Annotated in this window: 18 protein-coding genes and 1 tRNA gene; 13 read left to right on the top strand and 6 right to left on the bottom strand. The window is 62.9% G+C overall.

Annotation, left to right across the window (positions count from 1 at the left end; all coding sequences use genetic code 11):
• Positions 1-9: 9 nt before the first annotated feature.
• From A3AI_RS0106340 to A3AI_RS0106365, 5 genes are all read right to left on the bottom strand, one after another.
• Positions 10-606 (bottom strand): 7-cyano-7-deazaguanine synthase, encoded by a 597-nt coding sequence (locus tag A3AI_RS0106340; RefSeq protein WP_024514768.1) that lies wholly within the window; start codon positions 604-606, stop codon positions 10-12.
• Complete coding sequence (locus A3AI_RS0106345; RefSeq protein ID WP_024514769.1) at positions 603-1,799, bottom strand: PfkB family carbohydrate kinase; 1,197 nt, start codon at positions 1,797-1,799, stop codon at positions 603-605. Before A3AI_RS0106345 ends, A3AI_RS0106340 begins: the two co-directional genes overlap by 4 nt.
• A gap of 429 nt (positions 1,800-2,228) precedes the next feature.
• Positions 2,229-3,863 (bottom strand): site-specific integrase, encoded by a 1,635-nt coding sequence (locus tag A3AI_RS0106355; protein ID WP_036047600.1) that lies wholly within the window; start codon positions 3,861-3,863, stop codon positions 2,229-2,231.
• A gap of 370 nt (positions 3,864-4,233) precedes the next feature.
• Positions 4,234-4,323, bottom strand: a tRNA-Ser gene (locus A3AI_RS0106360).
• 465 nt (positions 4,324-4,788) lie between these two features.
• Positions 4,789-5,931 (bottom strand): ROK family protein, encoded by a 1,143-nt coding sequence (locus A3AI_RS0106365; RefSeq protein WP_024514772.1) that lies wholly within the window; start codon positions 5,929-5,931, stop codon positions 4,789-4,791.
• Positions 5,932-6,325: 394 nt separating this feature from the next.
• Between A3AI_RS0106365 and rplU the strand changes: the two genes are divergently transcribed.
• The 3 genes from rplU to A3AI_RS0106380 all read left to right on the top strand — a co-directional run bounded on the left by rplU (position 6,326) and on the right by A3AI_RS0106380 (position 7,808).
• Positions 6,326-6,706 (top strand): 50S ribosomal protein L21, encoded by a 381-nt coding sequence (rplU, locus tag A3AI_RS0106370; protein WP_024514773.1) that lies wholly within the window; start codon positions 6,326-6,328, stop codon positions 6,704-6,706.
• 87 nt (positions 6,707-6,793) lie between these two features.
• On the top strand, positions 6,794-7,066 hold the full coding sequence (gene rpmA, locus A3AI_RS0106375; RefSeq protein ID WP_024514774.1) for a 50S ribosomal protein L27: 273 nt from the start codon (positions 6,794-6,796) through the stop codon (positions 7,064-7,066).
• Positions 7,067-7,214: 148 nt separating this feature from the next.
• Positions 7,215-7,808: a GNAT family N-acetyltransferase gene (locus tag A3AI_RS0106380; protein ID WP_024514775.1), complete on the top strand. Its 594-nt coding sequence runs from the start codon at positions 7,215-7,217 to the stop codon at positions 7,806-7,808.
• A 49-nt stretch (positions 7,809-7,857) separates the two neighbouring features.
• Here A3AI_RS0106380 and A3AI_RS0106385 read toward each other — a convergent pair whose 3' ends face one another.
• Positions 7,858-8,775 (bottom strand): DMT family transporter, encoded by a 918-nt coding sequence (locus A3AI_RS0106385; RefSeq protein WP_024514776.1) that lies wholly within the window; start codon positions 8,773-8,775, stop codon positions 7,858-7,860.
• Positions 8,776-8,922: 147 nt separating this feature from the next.
• On the opposite strand from A3AI_RS0106385, the gene A3AI_RS0106390 reads away from it, so the two are divergent.
• From A3AI_RS0106390 to A3AI_RS0106435, 10 genes are all read left to right on the top strand, one after another.
• Positions 8,923-9,402 carry a MaoC family dehydratase gene (locus A3AI_RS0106390; protein WP_024514777.1) on the top strand — a complete coding sequence of 160 codons (480 nt, stop codon included), beginning with the start codon at positions 8,923-8,925 and terminating at the stop codon, positions 9,400-9,402.
• A gap of 274 nt (positions 9,403-9,676) precedes the next feature.
• On the top strand, positions 9,677-10,717 hold the full coding sequence (gene obgE / locus A3AI_RS0106395; protein ID WP_024514778.1) for a GTPase ObgE: 1,041 nt from the start codon (positions 9,677-9,679) through the stop codon (positions 10,715-10,717).
• Positions 10,718-10,792: 75 nt separating this feature from the next.
• Positions 10,793-11,938 (top strand): glutamate 5-kinase, encoded by a 1,146-nt coding sequence (proB, locus tag A3AI_RS0106400; protein ID WP_024514779.1) that lies wholly within the window; start codon positions 10,793-10,795, stop codon positions 11,936-11,938.
• Between the two features lie 140 nt (positions 11,939-12,078).
• Positions 12,079-13,371 (top strand): glutamate-5-semialdehyde dehydrogenase, encoded by a 1,293-nt coding sequence (locus A3AI_RS0106405; RefSeq protein WP_024514780.1) that lies wholly within the window; start codon positions 12,079-12,081, stop codon positions 13,369-13,371.
• Positions 13,372-13,396: 25 nt separating this feature from the next.
• Positions 13,397-14,032, top strand: a complete 636-nt coding sequence (locus tag A3AI_RS0106410; protein WP_024514781.1) for a nicotinate-nucleotide adenylyltransferase — start codon at positions 13,397-13,399, stop codon at positions 14,030-14,032.
• Between the two features lie 205 nt (positions 14,033-14,237).
• Complete coding sequence (gene rsfS, locus A3AI_RS0106415; RefSeq protein WP_024514782.1) at positions 14,238-14,597, top strand: ribosome silencing factor; 360 nt, start codon at positions 14,238-14,240, stop codon at positions 14,595-14,597.
• Between the two features lie 120 nt (positions 14,598-14,717).
• Positions 14,718-15,200, top strand: coding sequence for a 23S rRNA (pseudouridine(1915)-N(3))-methyltransferase RlmH (rlmH, locus tag A3AI_RS0106420; protein WP_024514783.1), 483 nt, complete (start codon positions 14,718-14,720; stop codon positions 15,198-15,200).
• A gap of 59 nt (positions 15,201-15,259) precedes the next feature.
• Positions 15,260-16,612 (top strand): murein hydrolase activator EnvC family protein, encoded by a 1,353-nt coding sequence (locus A3AI_RS0106425; protein ID WP_024514784.1) that lies wholly within the window; start codon positions 15,260-15,262, stop codon positions 16,610-16,612.
• Positions 16,609-17,973 (top strand): S41 family peptidase, encoded by a 1,365-nt coding sequence (locus tag A3AI_RS0106430; RefSeq protein ID WP_024514785.1) that lies wholly within the window; start codon positions 16,609-16,611, stop codon positions 17,971-17,973. The genes A3AI_RS0106425 and A3AI_RS0106430 overlap by 4 nt, the downstream gene beginning before the upstream one ends.
• 139 nt (positions 17,974-18,112) lie before the next feature.
• Complete coding sequence (locus A3AI_RS0106435) at positions 18,113-19,327, top strand: divergent polysaccharide deacetylase family protein (protein WP_024514786.1); 1,215 nt, start codon at positions 18,113-18,115, stop codon at positions 19,325-19,327.
• Positions 19,328-19,368 lie beyond the last annotated feature (41 nt).

Genomic DNA, 19,368 nt, shown 5'->3' on the forward strand with positions numbered 1-19,368 from the left:
GGCCTTGGTTCAGTAGGAATATCCAAAAACGATACCCATGGTTTCGAAATGTTTTCGACATCCCCGGCAAAAGCCGCAAGCGATGTCGTTCACGTGACACGAATGGGACCAACCCAGAATTTCAATCGGTGTCCCTGATACTTGGACTAATTCATGGGCATCCAAATGGATCGCCGGGGTGGTCACGACCACAGTTCCTTCTTGAAGTGCGAGCAAGTGATTTATAGCGGCGAAGAACGGTGGTGCACCGTCGGCGTGGAATCCGTCCGACTTAAGGCTGCCGAACATGAGTTCGCTCACACCTACAGCGTGGCACTTCATCGCTGCAGTCGTGATAAGGAATTGATTGCGATACGGCCACCATTCGGTTGCCGGCGCGGATACGGAAGGCGCCCTCCCAGCCATGTCGCCGCTTCCTAGGGCGGAAATGTTGGCCTCGACCACCACGTGCTGGATATCAAGAGCCTCACAGATCGCACTGGATGCGCGGATCTCGCCGGCCGCAGCTTTTTGACCGTAATTAATTGTAATCGCCAGCGACGGGCGTTTCCAAAACGCGATGCATGTTGAGTCCATGCCGCCGGACAACAAAAGCGCAGTCGTCATTGTCGCCACGCAAGAAGATGAAGGGCGCTGATGAAGTCCTCGTGTATGATGCACCCCGCGCCTTCCGGAAGCTTTATGTCGTTCGACCGCATGTTCTGCGCCACGCAGTACACTGGTTTGTTCAACGCCACCGCGAATCCGACTTCGAATAGTGTGCCGGGACTGCTCCCATTGAGAATCGCAAGGACCGCATCACAGTTCCTTATCGCATCGAGGTCCTTCTGAACGACTGCCCTCGCTGGGCCATGGCCGATGTCGTGAACGGGGCTGAAGGGTCGCATCCTCAGATCGTTTAGTACTTTTCTCGCTTCGTTTATGATCACCCGTTGGCCGAGCTCTCTAAATGGTCCGGCTAGATAGATATTTCCCCCGGCAAGTTTCACTGGATCCCGAGTGCTTTGCCTGGCTTCGGCAATCGTCGGAATCGGCAGGAGTTCCGTCTCCACGTATGAAGCCACCGACTTGGAGGCAAAATCTGCAGCCGCCATCGCATCCAGCTTCTCCTTTCCCCAGGCCAAGGCAAACGCGGCAACGAAGACGTCACCAGAGCCGATCGTAAACATATTTTCCGTGACGTAAGCAGGTACGCTTCCTACTAGACCGTTCCCGTCGAAGACACGCGCTCCGTCTAAACCGCATTTAGCGACAACGACCTCCGCTTTCTCGTCGCGAAGCAAGCGATTGGCCCCCTCATCCACCTCAAGACCGGTCAGTAATTGTATCTCGCGCGCGTTCGCAACGATGGCCAAGCGACCGGCGGCAGACCCAGCTCCTGAGAACAGGCGCGGACTAGTTGCGGATTGGGGATCGTAGACGCAGACGTCGGCTTCAATCGTTGGCCGGCATTCCATCATGCCGAATTGCACAACCAACTCGCCTTTTACGGGGAAGGAGGACTGTTGGGTAATGTTCGGAATGGGCGGATGTACCAAGGGTACAGAGAGGCAGTGGAGATATTCAAAGCTGATAAACTGCTGCCCTTGATGAACCACGACATCTATATCGTAGGCATCAAAGTTAGGCACAGCCTGTTCCGCTGCCCCCGGTGTTAGAATAGTGTGCAACCTGACAGTCTCGAAATGCGGGGATGACAAGGTAACCGCAGCTCGCCCGCCAGAACCAAATATCTGCTTTCTTGTCGGGAAGGCGCATGTCTCGCCGTACACGCCACCGACGATATCTATCGATTTCATTTCGGCCGAATCTCGATTTCGATTCTTCCTCCTTTGATCGATAGAACTTCAGCTTCGTAGGAAAACGAATTTCGCAAACATTCGATGATGTCCACCAATCGTGCTGATGTAAGGGCTCCAGCCGTTTGACCGAGCCGCTTGACCACAACCCGCGTGCGCGGAGTCGTCTCAAGCTCGACTGTGAGTATGTCGCCCACCTTCAAATTGGCGACGACCGCGGGCACGGGTGATGCCAGGACCGTCCTCTCCGTAATCGCGCACTTGTCCGCACCGCTCGCTCCACTCCCGTCACCACCGGCGGTCCGCCAGCCGTCAGAATCCGAGTTAGAAGGCCCAGACATCAGGCGCACCTCCTTTTGCAATGCGAAATAAACCAGAACCTTCTCAATTCTAAGGTGACGCCTCGCCGAGCACAACTCGATTTGGTCCCTAGCCCACCCTCGCCGTCTTCGGCCGCCCTACAATTCTCTGCTTAGATGCCATCGCGCCAAAATTCAGATTATCGAACATCGACCATTCGATCTCTTTCGGCAGATCAAAGTGAGCCAACTCCTGGCACTGTTTGCGGCGTAGTGCAGACTGCTGGCCATAGTTGCCGTGAACATCGTTTGCTTCGTGACCCATCTGCAACCTCGTGGCCTCGTCGTCGAGGTCTTCCTCGATGAACATGTCCTTGGCGCCATGTCGAAGGGAATGGGCCACCTCGATATTCATGCCGATGGCGCCGGCCTTTTTGAGGAGTCGGTTCACGCGCTTGGATGCGACGTCACCGGGATCGGACGTGGATGCGAGCAAGCGGAAGATAAAGTTATCGCCCTGCTCCGTCGCCCAATCGACAAAGCCAATACGGCGGAAAAAGTCATGCAGCACGAAAAAGCGCAGGCTGCCTTCGGTTTTGAATCCGACCCGCTTGTACATGCCTTTTTCTTTGTCATAGACGATACCGTTGACGCGAACGATGTCGACCCCGTGTTTGCGGTCGAAGTCGCTACCTCGGATGAACGGCAGAATTCCAATACGGCGCGAAGAAAGAAGGCACAGCGGCCCGAGCATTGCGTCGTCCAGGTAGCCGGTGTCGACGCCCAGCCTGAAGACCTTGTCGACTTTTTCGTAATCCAATGCCTCGCGTTTTACCGAGGGCTTGGCGTTGTCCGGCCATCGCACCCTATAGCCCTCGAACGGGTTACGAAGGCGATGCAATCCTACCGCATTATTGATGATAGCTCGAACCGTCTGCACGTATCCATCTTGGATGGTTTTCAATGCGAGCGGCTCGTAGCAGCTTTCGGCCTTATTCTTTGCGATCGCCGCATGGATCCCCATCTGTCGCAGTTCTTCGGTGTTTTCACCTTCGCGCGAAAGCTCAAGCGGGACATACTGAAGCTCGTTGACGAAATTCTGGAGATCAATTGGCAAGTAGCAATCGATCGGCCGATCTCCCACAAGCGCTTTGAAGGTCGCCGCACGCATCCGGCCAGTGCTGATGGCGCTCTCAGATGCTCCCCCAGCCCTTCGAAGTTCGAAATATTCATCTTCCAACTCGCCGAATTTCGGCGCAGACGATGTGTTGATGGTAGGCAGAACGTCTGCAGGCGGCTGTTCAAGTGATTGGGGCGGCGGCTTCGCCGGCCTGAGGTCGCGCGAGATGGCAGAGCGGCCAGCCGGAGCCGCCGCCGAGGTCCGTTCCAGAATTGCAAGTTGCCTATCGGCGACTTCGGTGAGCTTGCCGAGCACGTCCGACAATGGCTCACCACCAGGCGCTAGGCCCGCACCGGCTCGCCAGCGATTCCAGACGTCTCGACGCAACAGATCGGCGCGGGCCACGACCGTCGAATTTCCCGCTTCACCTTTGCTGACCTCCTTTTCGATCAGCACCGCCTCTTGTATCGAGGCGATATCGCGCAGCACGTCGGGCGAAAAATCCGGCCACGGAGGGGGATTGGCGATCTTGGCCGCTGCCGTTTCGAGGAAGGCGAGCATGTTCGCCAGGAATTCCTCAGGGCTATCGCCCTTCGGAAACCCGACATCGCTGCACGGAATCTCTTCCCCGGTTTGAATATTCACCCCGCATCTCCACTGGCTGAAGCCGGTTTGCGCCAGCGCGCCCAGCCATGAGGCCCGTCGTTGTGCCTCGCGATGCGGAAGCACCCCAAGTCGCACCCGAATAGGAGCGCATGACGGCAGACTGGCTGCAAGGTTTGAGGGGGGCCGGATTTGGAAGAAATACGTGGAAAGCCTACGCACCAGATAGGTTGGTGCCCGCCCCGGCCCTCTGGGCCGGGGCGCCGGGCGCTCGGATGCACTTTTCTGCTGGACTACTTTGCGGACTACATTGCGGGATACACGCTTCGACACTTGCACACTCGGGCAGGCCGGAAGCGTTGTTTTCCGAGGCTTTTTGCAGGTCCAAAAAGTGGCGGATGGGCGAATTAACTGGCGGAGAGGGAGGGATTCGAACCCCCGATAGGCTTGCACCTATGCCGCATTTCGAGTGCGGTGCATTCAACCACTCTGCCACCTCTCCAGGCGCCAAATCGGGACCGAGCCCGCCGTGGTCGGGGCCGTAATAGGCGAGGACGGCTGACCAGACAAGGCGCGGAGCGGAAAAAATGCCTGTGGCCGCGGATCGGGCCGAACCCTGCGGATTTTTGCGCTTCGACTGCGCTGGATGACCTTGCGGGAGGGCGATCGCGGTACCGATCGCACCGGATTCGCGGAGATTCTCCCGAGGCGGCTGATTCGCCCATAGCAGAAGGCTGGCCGAACGGCGCCGCCCCCGTCGCGACCGCGTCTAAAAAGTTGGGACCGCCGTACGCACGAACACATCGGCGGTCCCGTGCCGCCTCATTGCAATGCCACCAGACGAAGCGGGGCCTCGGCGAGCGGCGTGATGCGACGCTCGTAACGCTAGCGGCGGGAAAAAGGGCGGCAACGCGAAGCTGATTTTAACCTCACCAGTCAAGGTTACCGCCGTCGAGGGGAGCCGGAATCAGGCCTTTTTGTCCTTCTTTTCGCCGTTCTTCCTGTCGCCGTTCTTGTGGTCGCCGCTGCTGTTCTGCGCCTTCTTGCCGTTGTCCTTATGGCGGTTGGTGAAGCGCGCATTGCCAAGGCCGGTGCCGATGGTCAAAACACCCCAGCGCTCGACGTCTTGCATGAAAGGGATCTCCGACAGGCCCTGCACCACGCCGTCATTATGCATCAGCACCGCGGTGTCGTGATCGCCGATACCAGGGATGGCCTCGACCAGACTCGCCGGAAGGTTGAATTTCGAGCTCTCCCAATTGCCCGGCAGGTTCTGGGCGCCCTTCTCGATCGAGCCGTCCTCCTTGATCACGCCGGGGCAGGCAATGCCGATGAACGGCGCGAGCTTGAATTTCTCGGCCTCCGCCTCGCCGATCAATTCCTTGAGCATGCGAACCAGCCGCTTCACCGCGCCCTCGCGCGTCGGCTCGTCGTCGGCATGGCGCCACAACAGCGACTTCCACACCTCGGCCTTCGACAAGTCCGACGCCTTCTTCCAGCGCGTCGCGACCACACCGCAGCGGATATTGGTGCCGCCGATATCGACGGCGAGAATGCTGTCATGCGCCTCGAATATCCAGGACGGTGCCAAATGCAGGGCGCCGATCAGCGCGGCCTCGTCCGGATGGTAGCGGATCGGCCGCATGTCAATTTTGAAATCCTCGGATTTCAGGATGATCTCGGTGCGGGCGATGGCGAGCTCGCCGAGCCGGCTGTCGCGCAAGCCGCCGCCGACCACGATACGCGCGGTTTTCGCCCAGGCCTTGGTCTTAAGGAAACGGCGAGTCACATGGGCGAGCTCCTGGGCGAACTCCTCGATGGTGCTGTGCACGACCGCGGAGGCCTCGGTGTCGTCGCCCACCAGCATGTCATCCAGCGCCTTCTTGCTGATCTGCTCCGACGGCAGGTCCCCGAACGGGTCCTTGCCGGTCTTGCGCAGCGGCTTGCGCCAGCGGTCGAAGATCTCCCGGAACGCGCCCTTGGAGGCGCGATCGCCCAGGAAGCCATCCTCCTCCTTCAATTCGAGGTTGAAACTATCCACCTCGACCGAGGGCAGCCGGGTTGAGCCATGGCCGGCGATGCCGGTGGTCGCGATCAGGTCTTCGGCCATGCAAAACCCCTTGCCTGTAATGAGAGACGGAACAACGGCGGTGGAACCGCTTGGTTTCAGGGGTGAATGGTGAATCGGAAGGGAGAATCGGGGCCGGTTCGCAAATCGCCGCTCGCCATTAGCGCATTCTGGCCAAATCCTTCAGTTTCGGACCGTTTTTGCCCGTCTTTACCTTGACTCCAGGCCCGCGGTGGCTATAAGTCCGCTCCATCCGGCGCGGGGCGTTTCTCGCGCCATTTGCTTTTGCGCGGAATTTGACGCTGGAATTTGATTCTGGAATTTGATTCTGAGGGCATGCCCTCACGCGCGAAGAGCTTAAACCCTAACGCGACTGAACAAGAAGCCGGCCCGGGCAAAGGCTCGAGGCTGGGATCGAACACGAAGGATAAAAAAGATGTTCGCAGTCATCAAAACCGGCGGCCGGCAATACCGCGTCGTCCCTGATGATGTGCTCGAGATCGGCAAGATCGAGGGCGAAGTTGGCACCATCGTGCAGCTCTCCGAGGTGCTGGTGCTTGGTGGCGATACGCCCGTGCTCGGCGCGCCCACCGTGGCGGGCGCGACCGTGGCCGCCGAGGTGCTGGATCATAAGCGCGGCCCGAAGGTGATCGCGTTCAAGAAGCGCCGTCGCCAGAACTCGCGCCGCAAGCGCGGCTATCGCGACGAGATCACGGTGCTTCGCATCACCGAGATCCTCGCCGACAACGCCAAGCCCACGATCGGGCCGCGGCCGAAGAAGGCGAAGGCCGCACCCGCGACCGAAGCGGCAGAGTGACGCACACGCAAAACTTTTGCGTGACAAAAAGTGAAATGATTCCTTCAAGGAATTGAACTAGAGATCGATAGGTTTGGAGACTGGGCCATGGCTCACAAAAAAGCAGGCGGATCATCGCGGAACGGTCGTGATTCCAAAGGCAAACGTCTTGGGATCAAGATTTTTGGCGGCGAGCGTGTGATTCCCGGCAACATCATTGCGCGTCAGCGCGGCACCACCTGGCACCCCGGCCTTAATGTCGGCATGGGCACTGATCATACCTTGTTCGCCAAGGTCGAAGGTCATGTGGAATTCCAGGCCAAGGCCAATGGCCGCACATTCGTATCGGTGCTCCCGATCACGGAGGCCGCGGCCGAGTAAACGGTGGATCGAGTTTTGAGTCCGCCGGCATCCTGATGAACCGGCGGAGCTCATAAGGGCTCCCAAGGGGAGGCGGGATACCGGCCTCCTCTTTTTCATTTGCGTCTTTGTTTGTGCGATTGCGACGATGCGCTTTGAGGAGCCCGACATGTTGCAGGATATCCCGACCCCCACGCGGCGCGAGACCAGCTCTTGCGTCCTCGATACGGAACGGCTGACCCTGCGCCGGCCGACGCTTGCGGATGTCAGGGCCATTGCCCGCCTCGCCAATGACCGCCGCATCGCCGAGAACACCCGCCGCCTGCCGTATCCCTACCTGCAAGACCATGCGGTGAACTTCGTGCGCACCATGGCCGATGCGGGCGACAACGCTTTCCTGATCGAAAACAATTTCGTGCCAATCGGCATGGTCGGCGTCAGTTGGAGCGAGCGCGACGCGCCGGAACTCGGCTACTGGCTCGGCGTGGAGCATTGGGGCCAGGGCTTTGGCACCGAGGCCGCGCGCGCCACGATCGACTATTTCTTCGAGGAGTTCGATTTCGACCAGCTCCATGCCGGGGCGCGCGTTACCAACCCGACCTCGCGCAACGTGCTGGAAAAGTGCGGCTTCCAGTGGAGCGGCGTCGAGCTGCACCGTTTCGAAGCGCTGGGCTCCTCCACCCCGGTCGACCGCTTCCGCCTCTCCCGCGGCGTCTGGTCCTCCCTGAAGAACTGGACCAGCGCCCTGCGGCGGGTGCGGTAAGGCACGCCGGCCACCACGCAAAAAACGACGTCCCGGCGGAGTCGGGACGTCACGCTGGCGGATTGACCGCGGTTTCCTCCCGCCCGAGGCTGCGCTCGCGCAAAAAGATATAAAGCCCGGCGCCGATGATGATCGCTGCGCCCACCAGCGTGGCCGGCGACGGCAGGTCGCCGAACACGACGATGCCGAAGATCACCGCCCAGACGATCATCGAATATTGGTAGGGCACCACGACGCTCGCCGGCGCGAGCTTCAGTGAGCGGTTGACGCACATCAGCGCGCAAACCGAGATGAGACCCGCCGCGGCGAACAGCCCGAGGCTATGCGGCGTGGGCCGCACCCAGCCGATCGGCGCGAGCACCGCGCCGAGCAGGAAGGTGCCGACGAATTGCGAGGTCGCCATCACGATGTCGGGCGTCCTGCGCAACGAGCGCGTGATCAGCATCAGCACCGCAAAGGACATGCTGCCGCATAGTGCGATCAGCGCCGGCCAGCTGTAGCTCTGAGTCGACGGATGCAGCGCGATCAGCACGCCTAGAAAGCCGATCAGGATCGCGCTCCAGCGCCGCCAGCCGACCTGCTCGCGCAGCACGATCGCCGACAAGGCGGTGACGAAGATCGGGCAGGCGAGATAATAAGTGACCACATCGGCAAGCGGCAGATAGACGGTGGCGAGAAAGAAGGCGGCCACCTCGAGCGTGGACAGCGCGACACGGAACAGTTGCAGCCGCGGCCGCTCCAACCTCGTGAAATGCCGACGCTGCCGCCAGATCATCGGCGCCAGAAACAAGAGCGCCGCACAGGCGCGCAGGAGCAGCAACTGCCCGACCGAATAGGTCGCGACAATGAATTTGCCGGTCGCATCGCCAAAGGAGAACATGAACACCGCCAGCACCATCAGGCCGATGCCGGCCAGGCGCGCGGAACGTTCGTCGCTGTGAGCAGAGATTTTGGCGAGCAGGGACATGAGTTGGAGCGCGACGTTTTTCGTTGCGGGCCCTTTTTAAGCGCGTGGATGCCCGGGACAAGCCCGGCCATGACGATAGAGACAGATTGCCGCCCCTATCGAGTCGCGATACCGGTTCTTCAGCCGCCAAACCAGGGAACCTCCGCCATGCCCGATTTCGATCCCGTAAGCCATCGCATGGTTCAAGAGCAGCGCTGGTTCGAGGATTTCGTGCTCGGCGAGCGCTTCGTGCTGCCGAGCCGCACCCAGACCAGCGCGATCTTCGCGGCCTTCCAGGCTGCGAGCGGCGATACCCATCCTGTCCATTACGATGTCGAATATTGTCGCGCCCGCGGCATGCCGAACCTGCTCGCGCACGGCTTCCAGACCCTGATCCACACCGCGCCCGGCGCCGGCCTGTTCCCGTTCCTGGTCGAGGAATCGCTGGTCGGCTTCCTCGAACAGTCGAGCCGCTTCCTCAAGCCTGTCTATGCGGACGATACGCTCTATCCCGCGCTCGAGGTCACCGAGCTTGCGCCCGGCCGCACCACCGGAGTCGTGACCTTGCGCTCGACGGTGTTCAACCAGCGCCGTGAGCTGGCACTCGAGGGTATGCAGAAGTTTTTGATCCGCCGGAGGCCGGCATAACTCGATCGATCACATCATCCGCCGTTGCGAGCAGCGTCGACGACACCTCGATGCCTAACGTGCGCGCGGTCCTGCGGTTGACGACGAACTCGAACTTGGTCGCCCGAGCTGCGGCGCTTCATCCCTCGTCCCTCAGTCCGCGGATTTTGGCGCGACCGTAGCATACCGGCACATCAGGGGAACGCCGCCGGGCTCCCAAAATCGCGCGAAAATACCGGCGGTTTAACCACCTGTTCGGGTTGCCGCCGCACGGCGGCTGGCTTACCTAGGACCCATGAAATTCCTTGACGAGGCAAAGGTCTATATTCGCTCCGGCGACGGCGGTAACGGCTGCGTGGCGTTTCGCCGCGAGAAGTTCATTGAGTTCGGCGGCCCGTCCGGCGGCAATGGCGGCCGCGGCGGCGATGTCGTGATCGAGGCGGTCGACGGGCTGAACACGCTGATCGACTATCGCTACCAGCAGCACTTCAAAGCCGAGCGGGGCGTGAACGGCATGGGCAAGGACCGCCATGGCGCCAATGGCAAGCCCATCGTTTTGAAAGTTCCGGTCGGCACCCAGGTGTTCGACGAGGACAAGGAAACCCTGCTGCACGACTTCACCACGCTCCGCGAAAAATTCGTGCTCGCGCAGGGCGGCAATGGCGGCTTCGGCAACGCGCATTTCAAATCCTCCACCAATCGCGCGCCGCGCAACGCCAATCCGGGGCAGCCGGGCGAGGAGCGCTGGATTTGGCTGCGGCTGAAACTCATTGCCGACGCAGGTCTCGTCGGCCTGCCCAATGCCGGCAAATCGACCTTCCTTGCGGCGGTCAGTGCCGCGCGGCCCAAGATCGCCGACTATCCCTTCACTACGCTGCATCCCCAGCTCGGCGTCGTGAACGCCGACGGGCGCGAGTTCGTGCTGGCGGATATTCCGGGCCTCATCGAGGGCGCGCATGAAGGCGCCGGCCTCGGCGACCGTTTCCTCGGTCATGTCGAGCGCTGCCGCGTGCTGCTGCATCTGGTCGACGCCACCAGCGAGCACGCCGGCAAGGCCTACAAGACCGTGCGCGCCGAGTTAGAGGCGTATGGCGGCAGCCTCACCGAGAAGACCGAGATCGTCGCTCTCAACAAGATCGATGCGGTCGATGCAGACACGCTGAAGAAGCAGAAGGACCGCCTGAAGCGCGCGGCAAAGAAAACCCCGCTCCTGCTCTCCGGCGCGACCGGCACCGGCGTCAAGCAGGCCTTGCGCGCGCTCGCCGACATCATCGGCGACAAGCAGGTGACGTCCAAAGCCAAGCGCGCCGCCGAGGCGGAGCCCTGGACAGCTTAAAGCGGGAGACCTTGTGATCGGCCTCTGGCGCAACTTGCCTTGCGCCTGACTGGATCCTGCTGCAAAAGCACGTCCATGTCCCGTCGCCCCCGGCTTGAGAATTTCCGTCGCATTGTCGTCAAGGTCGGCTCGTCGCTCCTGATCGACTCCGATGCGGGCGAGGTGCGCGCGTCGTGGCTACAGGCGCTGGCGGCCGATATCGCCAAGCTGCACAACGGCGGCAGCGATCTCCTGATCGTTTCCTCAGGCTCGATCGCGCTTGGCCGCAGCCGGCTGAAGCTGCCGCGCGGGCCTCTGAAGCTTGAGGAAAGCCAGGCGGCGGCGGCGGTCGGGCAAATTGCGCTGGCGCGCATCTGGTCCGAGGTACTGGACGACCATGGCATCGGCGCCGGCCAGATCCTGGTGACGCTGCAGGACACCGAGGAGCGGCGGCGCTATCTCAACGCACGCTCCACCATCGCCAAATTGCTGGAATGGCGGGCAGTGCCGGTCATCAACGAGAACGACACGGTCGCGACCAACGAGATCCGCTATGGCGACAACGACCGCCTCGCCGCCCGCGTCGCCACCATGGCCAGCGCCGACCTGCTGGTCCTGCTGTCCGACATCGACGGCCTCTACGACGCGCCGCCCGCGCAAAATCCGAACGCCAGGCTCATTCCGGTGGTCGACACCGTCACCTCGGAAATCGAGGCGGTGGCGGGCGACGCGGCGTCCGAATTGTCGCGCGGCGGGATGCGGACCAAGATCGAGGCGGCGAAGATCGCCACCACCGGCGGCACCCATATGCTGATAGCGTCAGGCAAGATCGAGCATCCGCTACAGGCGATCGCCGATGGCGGCCGCTGCACCTGGTTCCTCACCCCGGCCAACCCGGTCACGGCGCGAAAGCGCTGGATCGCCGGCTCCCTGGAGCCGAAAGGGACGCTGACCATCGACGCCGGCGCCGTCAACGCGCTGCGCGCGGGAAAGAGCCTGCTGCCGGCGGGCGTGATCCGGGTAGACGGGCAGTTCGCCCGGGGCGATGCCGTGGTGGTGCGGGGGCCGGATACCCGCGAGATCGGCCGGGGGCTGGTCGCCTATGACGCGGAGGACGCCGAGAGGATCAAAGGCCGCTCCTCACCCGATGTCATGAGCATCCTCGGCATCAGCGGCCGGTCCGAAATGATCCACCGCGACGACCTCGTGGTCGGCCCGCAGGGACCGGAGACCGCGAAGTAGGCCATTGGCTGAGCCCGGGCCCGTCTTAAATGGAGGGTGTTAAGCAATGGAGGGCGTTAAGCCCTTATCGCGGCTCGCAGCCTCGCCAAGCGCGCAAATTCCGTGCTAGGACACGGCCTTAATCTGGATTTGGAACTGACATGTCCGCGTCACTGAAGGCAATCGACGGCAATGCCGATTTGCCGGCCCTGATGAACGAGCTCGCCTCGCGTGCGCGCGCAGCCGCGCGGGTGTTGTCGCTGGCCCCGAGCGAGCAGAAGAACCGGGCGCTGGACGCGATGGAGCACGCCGTCCGCAACCATGCGCAGGCGATCCTCGCAGCGAATGCCGAGGACGTGGCCGAAGCGCGCGCGAGCGGCATCACCGCTGCCTTCCTCGATCGCCTGACGCTGACGCCGGCGCGCATCAATGCGATGGCTGACGGCATCGCAGTCGTGCGCGCCATTCCCGATCCCGTCGGCGTCATCACGGAGAGCTGGCAGCGCCCGAACGGCATGACCATCGAGCGCGTGCGCGTGCCGCTCGGCGTGGTCGGCGTCATCTTCGAGAGCCGTCCCAATGTCGCGGCCGATGCCGGCGTCTTGTGCCTGAAGTCGGGCAACGCCGTGATCCTGCGCGGCGGCTCCGACAGCTTCCGCTCCTGCCGCGCCATTCATGATTGCCTGGTCGCGGGCCTGCGCGAAGCCGGCCTGCCGGAAGCCGCGATCACGCTGGTGCCGACCCGCGACCGCGCGGCCGTTGGTCTTCTGCTCAGCGGCCTGAACGGCGGTGTCGATGTCATTGTGCCGCGCGGGGGCAAGAGCCTGGTCGCCCGTGTCGAGCAGGAAGCACGGGTTCCGGTGTTTGCGCATCTCGAAGGCGTCAACCACGTCTATGTCGATCACGCCGCCAACCTCGATATGGCCAAGGACATTGTGCTGAACGCCAAGATGCGCCGCACCGGCGTCTGCGGCGCCGCCGAGACGCTGCTGGTGGATCGCGCCGGTGCCAGCGGCAATCTCAAGCCGCTGATCGAGATGCTGCTCGAGGCCGGCTGCGAGGTGCGAGGCGATGACGCCGTGCAGCGCATCGATGCGCGCGTGAAGCCGGCGAGCGAGCAGGACTGGGGCGCGGAATATCTCGACGCCATCATCGCGGCCAAAGTCGTCGACGGCGTCGGCGGCGCGATCGCCCATATCCAGGCTCACGGCTCGCATCACACCGACGCGATCGTGACCGAGGACGACAAGGCCGCCGAGAAATTCCTGAACGAGGTCGATTCAGCGATCGTGCTGCACAACGCCTCCACGCAATTCGCCGATGGCGGCGAGTTCGGCTTCGGTGCCGAGATCGGCATTGCCACCGGCAAGTTTCACGCGCGCGGGCCAGTCGGCGTCGAGCAGCTGACGACGTTCAAATATCGCATCCATGGCAGCGGACAGACGCGGCCGTGATGTCTGCAGGTCACGCGGGGACGCGTTGAAGGAAGCATCAGCCGCCTCCCTTTCCGTCGCCCAGGCGTTTCCGCCTTACAGCGACGGCATGCGCATCGGCCTGCTGGGCGGATCGTTCAATCCGCCGCACCTTGCGCATCGCGCCATCAGCCTGTTTGCGATCAAGCGGCTCAAGCTTGATCGGGTCTGGTGGCTGGTCACTCCGGGTAATCCGCTGAAGGACCCGGGCGCGCTGCATGCGCTGGAACAGCGCATGCAGCGCGCGCGCGAGGTCGCCGAGGATCCGCGCATCGACGTGACATGTCTCGAATCCGTCATCGGAACACGCTACACTGTCGACACGATCAATTTCATGCGCCGCCGCGCGTCGCAGCTGCACTTTGTATGGATCATGGGCGCCGATAACCTCGCGCAATTCCATCGCTGGCAGAACTGGCAGCGCATCGCGATGCAGATCCCAATCGCGGTAATCGATCGCCCGCCACAAAGCTTTCGCGCACTAACCGCGCCCGCCGGACAGGCCTTGGCGCGCTACCGAATTCCTGAAAACAGGGCCAGCCGGCTCGCGGAGCTAAGGCCGCCGGCCTGGGTTTTCCTGACCGGGCTCAAGCTCAACCTGTCCTCGACCGGATTAAGGAACCCGGACGGGAGCTGGAAGTAGAATACAGCACCGCCGCTGGGGTTAACGGCGGTACTGGATATTGAAACCTTTAACCCCACATGGCTAGTATAACCACGGAGCCCGGATTCGGTCTCCCGCGATACAGTGAAAGGAATGGTCCCTGGCGACATCTTCTGTATTGTCAAAGAGTGTTTTACCCAAGGCTCAAAAGACCGCGCGTAAAACATCGACCCCAGCTGCGGCCTTGAAGGCGCAACCCGACGCCGACAAGACGCTGAAGATGATCCTCTCCCGCCTCGACGATATGAAGGCGGAAGAAACGGTCACCATCGACCTTCGCGGCAAATCGGCATTTTCCGACTACATGATCGTCACCACGGGCCGGGCCAACCGGCACGTCGGCGCGATCGCGGAAAACGTCAACAAGACGCTGAAGGAAAACGGCATCAAGAACATCCATGTCGAAGGCTTGCCCAATTGCGACTGGGTGGTGATTGATTCCGGCGACGTGATCGTCCACGTGTTCAGGCCGGAGGTTCGCGAGTTCTACAACCTCGAGCGGTTGTGGACCCAAGGACCCTCGGGGGCGAAGGTCGTACAGTAGCCGAAGCCGGTTTCGCATCGGCCGGAGCGCATGACGTCCGAGCACGCGCGCATGTTGCGCGCGAGGTGGTTGCGACGCCTTTTCCCCGGCAAACAGTCTCCACTCTGCCGGAAACCATTGATGCGACTTGTCGTCATTGCCGTCGGCCGGCTGAAACAGGGACCCGAGCGCGAGCTCGCCGAGCGCTACCGCAAGCGCTTCGATGACATCGGCCGCAAGCTCGGCTTTCGCGGCCTCGACATCCATGAAATTCCTGAAAGCCGCGCCCGTGACGCGCAAGCCCGGATCGCCGAGGAAGCCGCGGCGATTCGCGCAGCAATCCCGGAAAACTCCGTGCTTGTCACGCTTGACGAACGCGGCGAAAATGTCGGAAGTCAAGCGTTGGCCCAGCGCCTTGGCCGCTGGCGGGATCAATCGATCCCGAGCGCCGTGTTCGTGATCGGCGGTGCTGACGGACTTTCGCCCGAATTGGGCCCCAATGAAAAGTCCAGGATCGCTTTCGGGGCTGCGACCTGGCCGCATCAAATGGTACGCGTCATGCTTCTGGAGCAGCTCTACCGGGCGGCGACCATTTTGTCGGGACATCCATACCACCGCGCTTGAGAGGCGCAGCAATCGCGCTTTTGGGAAGCGCACGGGACAAAGAGCAGCTTTCGGGAAAGATGCAGCGCGCGCAGCCCCACGCTTCCTACCATGACACCGCTCGCCGCAGCGGGCTGGCCGCGCTGACGCTTTCTGTCACCCTGCTCTCCGCCGGACTGCTCGGCCCCTGGTCGGCTGCGCAGACACCGGCGCCGCCGCAAGCCGCACCCGGCTCGCCCGACGCGATCAAGCAGCGGTCGCAGGAACTGGAGGCGGCCCGCGCCGAGCAAACTCGTGCCGCCGAGACCCAGACCAGGCTGCGCGGCGAGATCGCCTCGATCGGGCAGGATCGCAGCAAGCTCAATCAGCAGCTGATCGACAGCGCTGCCCAGGTGCGCGGGCTTGAAGATCGGATGGCGGCCGCGGAAACGCGGCTGCATTCGCTCGATTCGCGTGAGCAGGAGCTGCGCAACAATCTCAACTCCCGCCGCGCCGAGGTGATCGAGGTGCTCGCAGCGCTGCAGCGGGCCGGACGGCGCACACCGCCGGCGCTCCTGGTGCGACCAGAAGACGCGCTGCAATCGCTACGCACGGCGATGCTGCTCGGCGCTGTGGTGCCGGAACTGCGCGCCCGCGCCGAGGTGCTGGCGAGCCAGCTCGGCGAGCTCGTCGCCTTGCGCAAGACCATAGCCGGCGAGCGCGACCGGCTCGCAGCCGACCGCGACCATTTCAGGGACGATCAGGCCCGGCTCGCGGCGTTGATCGAGGAGCGGCAGCGCCAGCAGGCGGCGATGGAAAAGGACATGACGACGGAGAGCGCGCGTGCAATTGCGCTCTCAAAGCAGGTCGACGACCTGCAGGGCCTGATCGCCAAGATGGAACAGGACGTCAAGACGGCGGCGAAGGCGGCCGCGACCGCCAGCCGCCAGGGCACGCCGGTGAGCGGTAACCCGGCGCAGTTGAAGAATCCCAACCGGACCAGCCCGGCGATTGCCTTCGCCTCAGCCAAAGGCCTGCTCGCCTTCCCGGTCAACGGCAACAAGATTCGCGAGTTCGGCAGTTCCGACGGCGCTGGTGGCGCAGAAAAGGGCATTTCTTTGGCAGCCCGCCCTGGCGCGCAGGTGACGACGCCCTGCGACGGCTGGATAGTTTATGCCGGACCGTTTCGCAGCTATGGTCAACTCTTGATCCTCAATGCCGGTGGCGGGTATCATGTCCTGATCGCTGGGATGGAGCGCATTTCGGTCAATATCGGGCAGTTTGTTCTGACGGGTGAACCTGTCGCGACCATGGGCACGACGTCCCAGGTGGCGTCGATCTTTGCACCCAATGTCAGTCAGCCCGTGCTCTACGTCGAGTTCCGTAAGGACGGCACTCCAATTGATCCAAGCCCATGGTGGGCCAGTAAAGAAGGCGAAAAGGTTCGCGGATGATGCGCAAGACTTCGATAGTTCTCCTCAGCGCTGCGACGGGCGCGGCATTGACGCTGTTTGTGACTCAGCCGCGCGTGCTGATGGGATCGAGCGCGAGGGCGGCGACCGCCGACACCTATCGCCAGCTCAATTTGTTCGGCGACGTGTTCGAGCGCGTGCGCAACGACTATGTCGAGAAGCCCGACGACAGCAAGCTGGTGGAATCCGCGATCTCGGGCATGCTGAGCGGCCTCGATCCGCATTCGAGCTACATGGACGCCAAGAGCTTCCGCGACATGCAGGTGCAGACCCGCGGCGAGTTCGGCGGCCTCGGCATCGAGGTGACCATGGAAGACGGCCTGATCAAGGTGGTGTCGCCGATCGACGAGACGCCGGCGTCGCGCGCGGGCATCCTCGCCAATGACATCATCACCCAACTCGACGACGAGCAGGTGCAGGGCCTCACCCTGAACCAGGCAGTCGAGAAGATGCGCGGGCCGGTCAACACCAAGATCAAGCTCAAGGTGCTTCGCAAGGGCGTGGACAATCCGCTCGACATCACGCTGGTGCGCGACAACATCCGCGTCCGATCGGTGCGCTCGCGCGTCGAGGCCGACGACATCGCCTATATCCGCATCACGACCTTCAACGAGCAGACCACCGAAGGCCTGAAGAAGAGCATCGCGGACCTGCAGAACCAGCTCGGCGACAAGCTGAAGGGCTACATCATCGACCTGCGCAACAATCCGGGCGGCCTGCTCGAGGAGGCGGTCACCGTCTCCGACGCGGTCCTCGATCACGGCGAGATCGTCTCCACCCGCGGCCGCAACGCCGAAGAGACCCAGCGCCGCACCGCCCATCCGGGCGACCTGACCAAGGGCAAGCCGGTGATCGTCCTGATCAACGGCGGCTCGGCTTCGGCGTCCGAAATCGTCGCCGGCGCGCTGCAGGACCACAAGCGGGCGACCCTGGTCGGCACCCGTTCCTTCGGCAAGGGCTCGGTGCAGACCATCATTCCGCTCGGCAGCGGCAACGGCGCGCTGCGTCTGACCACGGCGCGCTACTACACGCCGTCGGGCAGATCGATCCAGGCCAAGGGCATTGTGCCCGACATCGAGGTTCTGCAGGACGTGCCGGACGAGCTGAAATCCCGCACCGACACCAAGGGCGAGGCTTCGCTGCGCGGCCATCTGAAGAACGACGGCGACGAGAAGACCGGCTCGCAGTCCTATGTTCCGCCGGATGCCAAGGACGACAAAGCACTGAAGATGGCCGACGACCTCCTGCACGGCATCAAGTCCTCGGCGACGACCGCGGCAGTCCCGGCGGCCAGCGATACGCCAGCGGCGGGCGATAACAAGCCGGCCAAGGCGCAGAACTAAGCAGCGCAAAGCATCACAGCGACTGCTCGAAAAGGCGGCCCAAGAGGCCGCCTTTTTTTGCAGCCCGCGCCGCGTCCGGCCGGACTGCCGCGGTCACGTCCTGGCGTGGTATCGTTCCCCGACTGATTCGGGATACTTTATGACAGAGACGGTCGACGATTTGAGCGCCCCGCTCGGCCAGAAGCCGGCGCGCCGCAAGCGCCGCTTCCGCCTGCCTTTCACGGGGACCCAGGGACTGGCAGTGCTGCTTGGCCTGTTTCTGCTCGCCTTCATCGGCTTCGCCATTTTCAACAATGATCCGCTCGGCGGCGAGCCGATCGCGCGTGTGGCGCTGAACGGGACCACCGACGACGCCAAGAAAGAGGCCGGGGACGGCAAGGCCATGGAGAAGGCCGCCGCTCCGGCCGCGGGGCATGGCGAGACGGCGGTCACCAAACAGGCTTCCGGTGACCAGAAGACCGTCACCATCATCGACGGATCGAACGGCGCACATCATGACGTGGTGATCTCGCCCGAGTCTGGCGACAAGACCGAGAACGCGCCCGGCATCATGGCGGGCGTCGACCAGCGGCTGCTGGAGCCGTCGCGCTACGGCATGATCCCGGTGGCCACAGACGGCCTGAAGCCGTTCACGGTCTACGCCGCTGACGCCGACAGGGCGAAGGCGGCGAAGATGCCGGTGGTCGCGATCGTGATCGGCGGCCTCGGCGTCGGCGCGGCCAAGACCACCGACGCCATCATGAAGCTGCCGGGCGCGGTGACCCTCGCCTTCACGCCCTATGGCGCCGATCCCGGCAAGCTCGCCGAGCGCGCCCGCGCGCAGCATCACGAGATCCTGCTGCAGGTTCCGATGGAGCCCTACGATTATCCGGACAATGATCCGGGGCCGCAGACGCTGCTCACCACGCTCGGGCCGGACCAGAATCTCGACCGGCTCTACTGGCACTTGAGTCGCATTCAGGCCTATGTCGGGGTTGCAAACTTCATGGGCGCGCGCTTCATCGCAACCGAACCGGTGATGCAGCCGATCGTGCGCGACGCCGCCAAGCGGGGCCTGGCCTTCTTCGACGACGGCGCGGCGCCGCGCAGCGTGGCGTCCGCGGTTGCGGGCGCGCAGGCCATGCCGTTCGCCAAGGCCGACCTCATCATCGACGGGGTGCCGACGCCCGGCGAGATCGATCGCGCTCTGGCCAAGCTCGAGGAACTCGCCAAGGAACGCGGCACGGCCATCGGCGCGGCCTCCGCACTGCCGGTCTCGATCGAGCGGATCGGCCTCTGGGTCAAAGGGCTCGAGGCCCATGGTGTCCTGCTTGCGCCATTGACAACCGCGATGACGAAATCAAAATCAAGCTGAACTGGCGGGGGTGGCGCCCGTCCGGCCGCGCTTTGGCGGCG

The organism is Bradyrhizobium sp. Tv2a-2 (assembly GCF_000472425.1).
Taxonomy (GTDB): Bacteria; Pseudomonadota; Alphaproteobacteria; order Rhizobiales; family Xanthobacteraceae; genus Bradyrhizobium.

Coding starts and splice junctions, on each gene's coding strand:
- A3AI_RS0106435 (WP_024514786.1), top strand. CDS start 18,113: ATGACAGAGACGGTCGACGATTTGAGCGCCCCGCTCGGCCAGAAGCCG.
- A3AI_RS0106385 (WP_024514776.1), bottom strand. CDS start 8,775: ATGTCCCTGCTCGCCAAAATCTCTGCTCACAGCGACGAACGTTCCGCG.
- A3AI_RS0106390 (WP_024514777.1), top strand. CDS start 8,923: ATGCCCGATTTCGATCCCGTAAGCCATCGCATGGTTCAAGAGCAGCGC.
- obgE (WP_024514778.1), top strand. CDS start 9,677: ATGAAATTCCTTGACGAGGCAAAGGTCTATATTCGCTCCGGCGACGGC.
- A3AI_RS0106430 (WP_024514785.1), top strand. CDS start 16,609: ATGATGCGCAAGACTTCGATAGTTCTCCTCAGCGCTGCGACGGGCGCG.
- rlmH (WP_024514783.1), top strand. CDS start 14,718: ATGCGACTTGTCGTCATTGCCGTCGGCCGGCTGAAACAGGGACCCGAG.
- rpmA (WP_024514774.1), top strand. CDS start 6,794: ATGGCTCACAAAAAAGCAGGCGGATCATCGCGGAACGGTCGTGATTCC.
- A3AI_RS0106345 (WP_024514769.1), bottom strand. CDS start 1,799: ATGAAATCGATAGATATCGTCGGTGGCGTGTACGGCGAGACATGCGCC.
- A3AI_RS0106425 (WP_024514784.1), top strand. CDS start 15,260: ATGCAGCGCGCGCAGCCCCACGCTTCCTACCATGACACCGCTCGCCGC.
- A3AI_RS0106340 (WP_024514768.1), bottom strand. CDS start 606: ATGACGACTGCGCTTTTGTTGTCCGGCGGCATGGACTCAACATGCATC.
- A3AI_RS0106365 (WP_024514772.1), bottom strand. CDS start 5,931: ATGGCCGAAGACCTGATCGCGACCACCGGCATCGCCGGCCATGGCTCA.
- proB (WP_024514779.1), top strand. CDS start 10,793: ATGTCCCGTCGCCCCCGGCTTGAGAATTTCCGTCGCATTGTCGTCAAG.
- rplU (WP_024514773.1), top strand. CDS start 6,326: ATGTTCGCAGTCATCAAAACCGGCGGCCGGCAATACCGCGTCGTCCCT.
- A3AI_RS0106405 (WP_024514780.1), top strand. CDS start 12,079: ATGTCCGCGTCACTGAAGGCAATCGACGGCAATGCCGATTTGCCGGCC.
- A3AI_RS0106380 (WP_024514775.1), top strand. CDS start 7,215: ATGTTGCAGGATATCCCGACCCCCACGCGGCGCGAGACCAGCTCTTGC.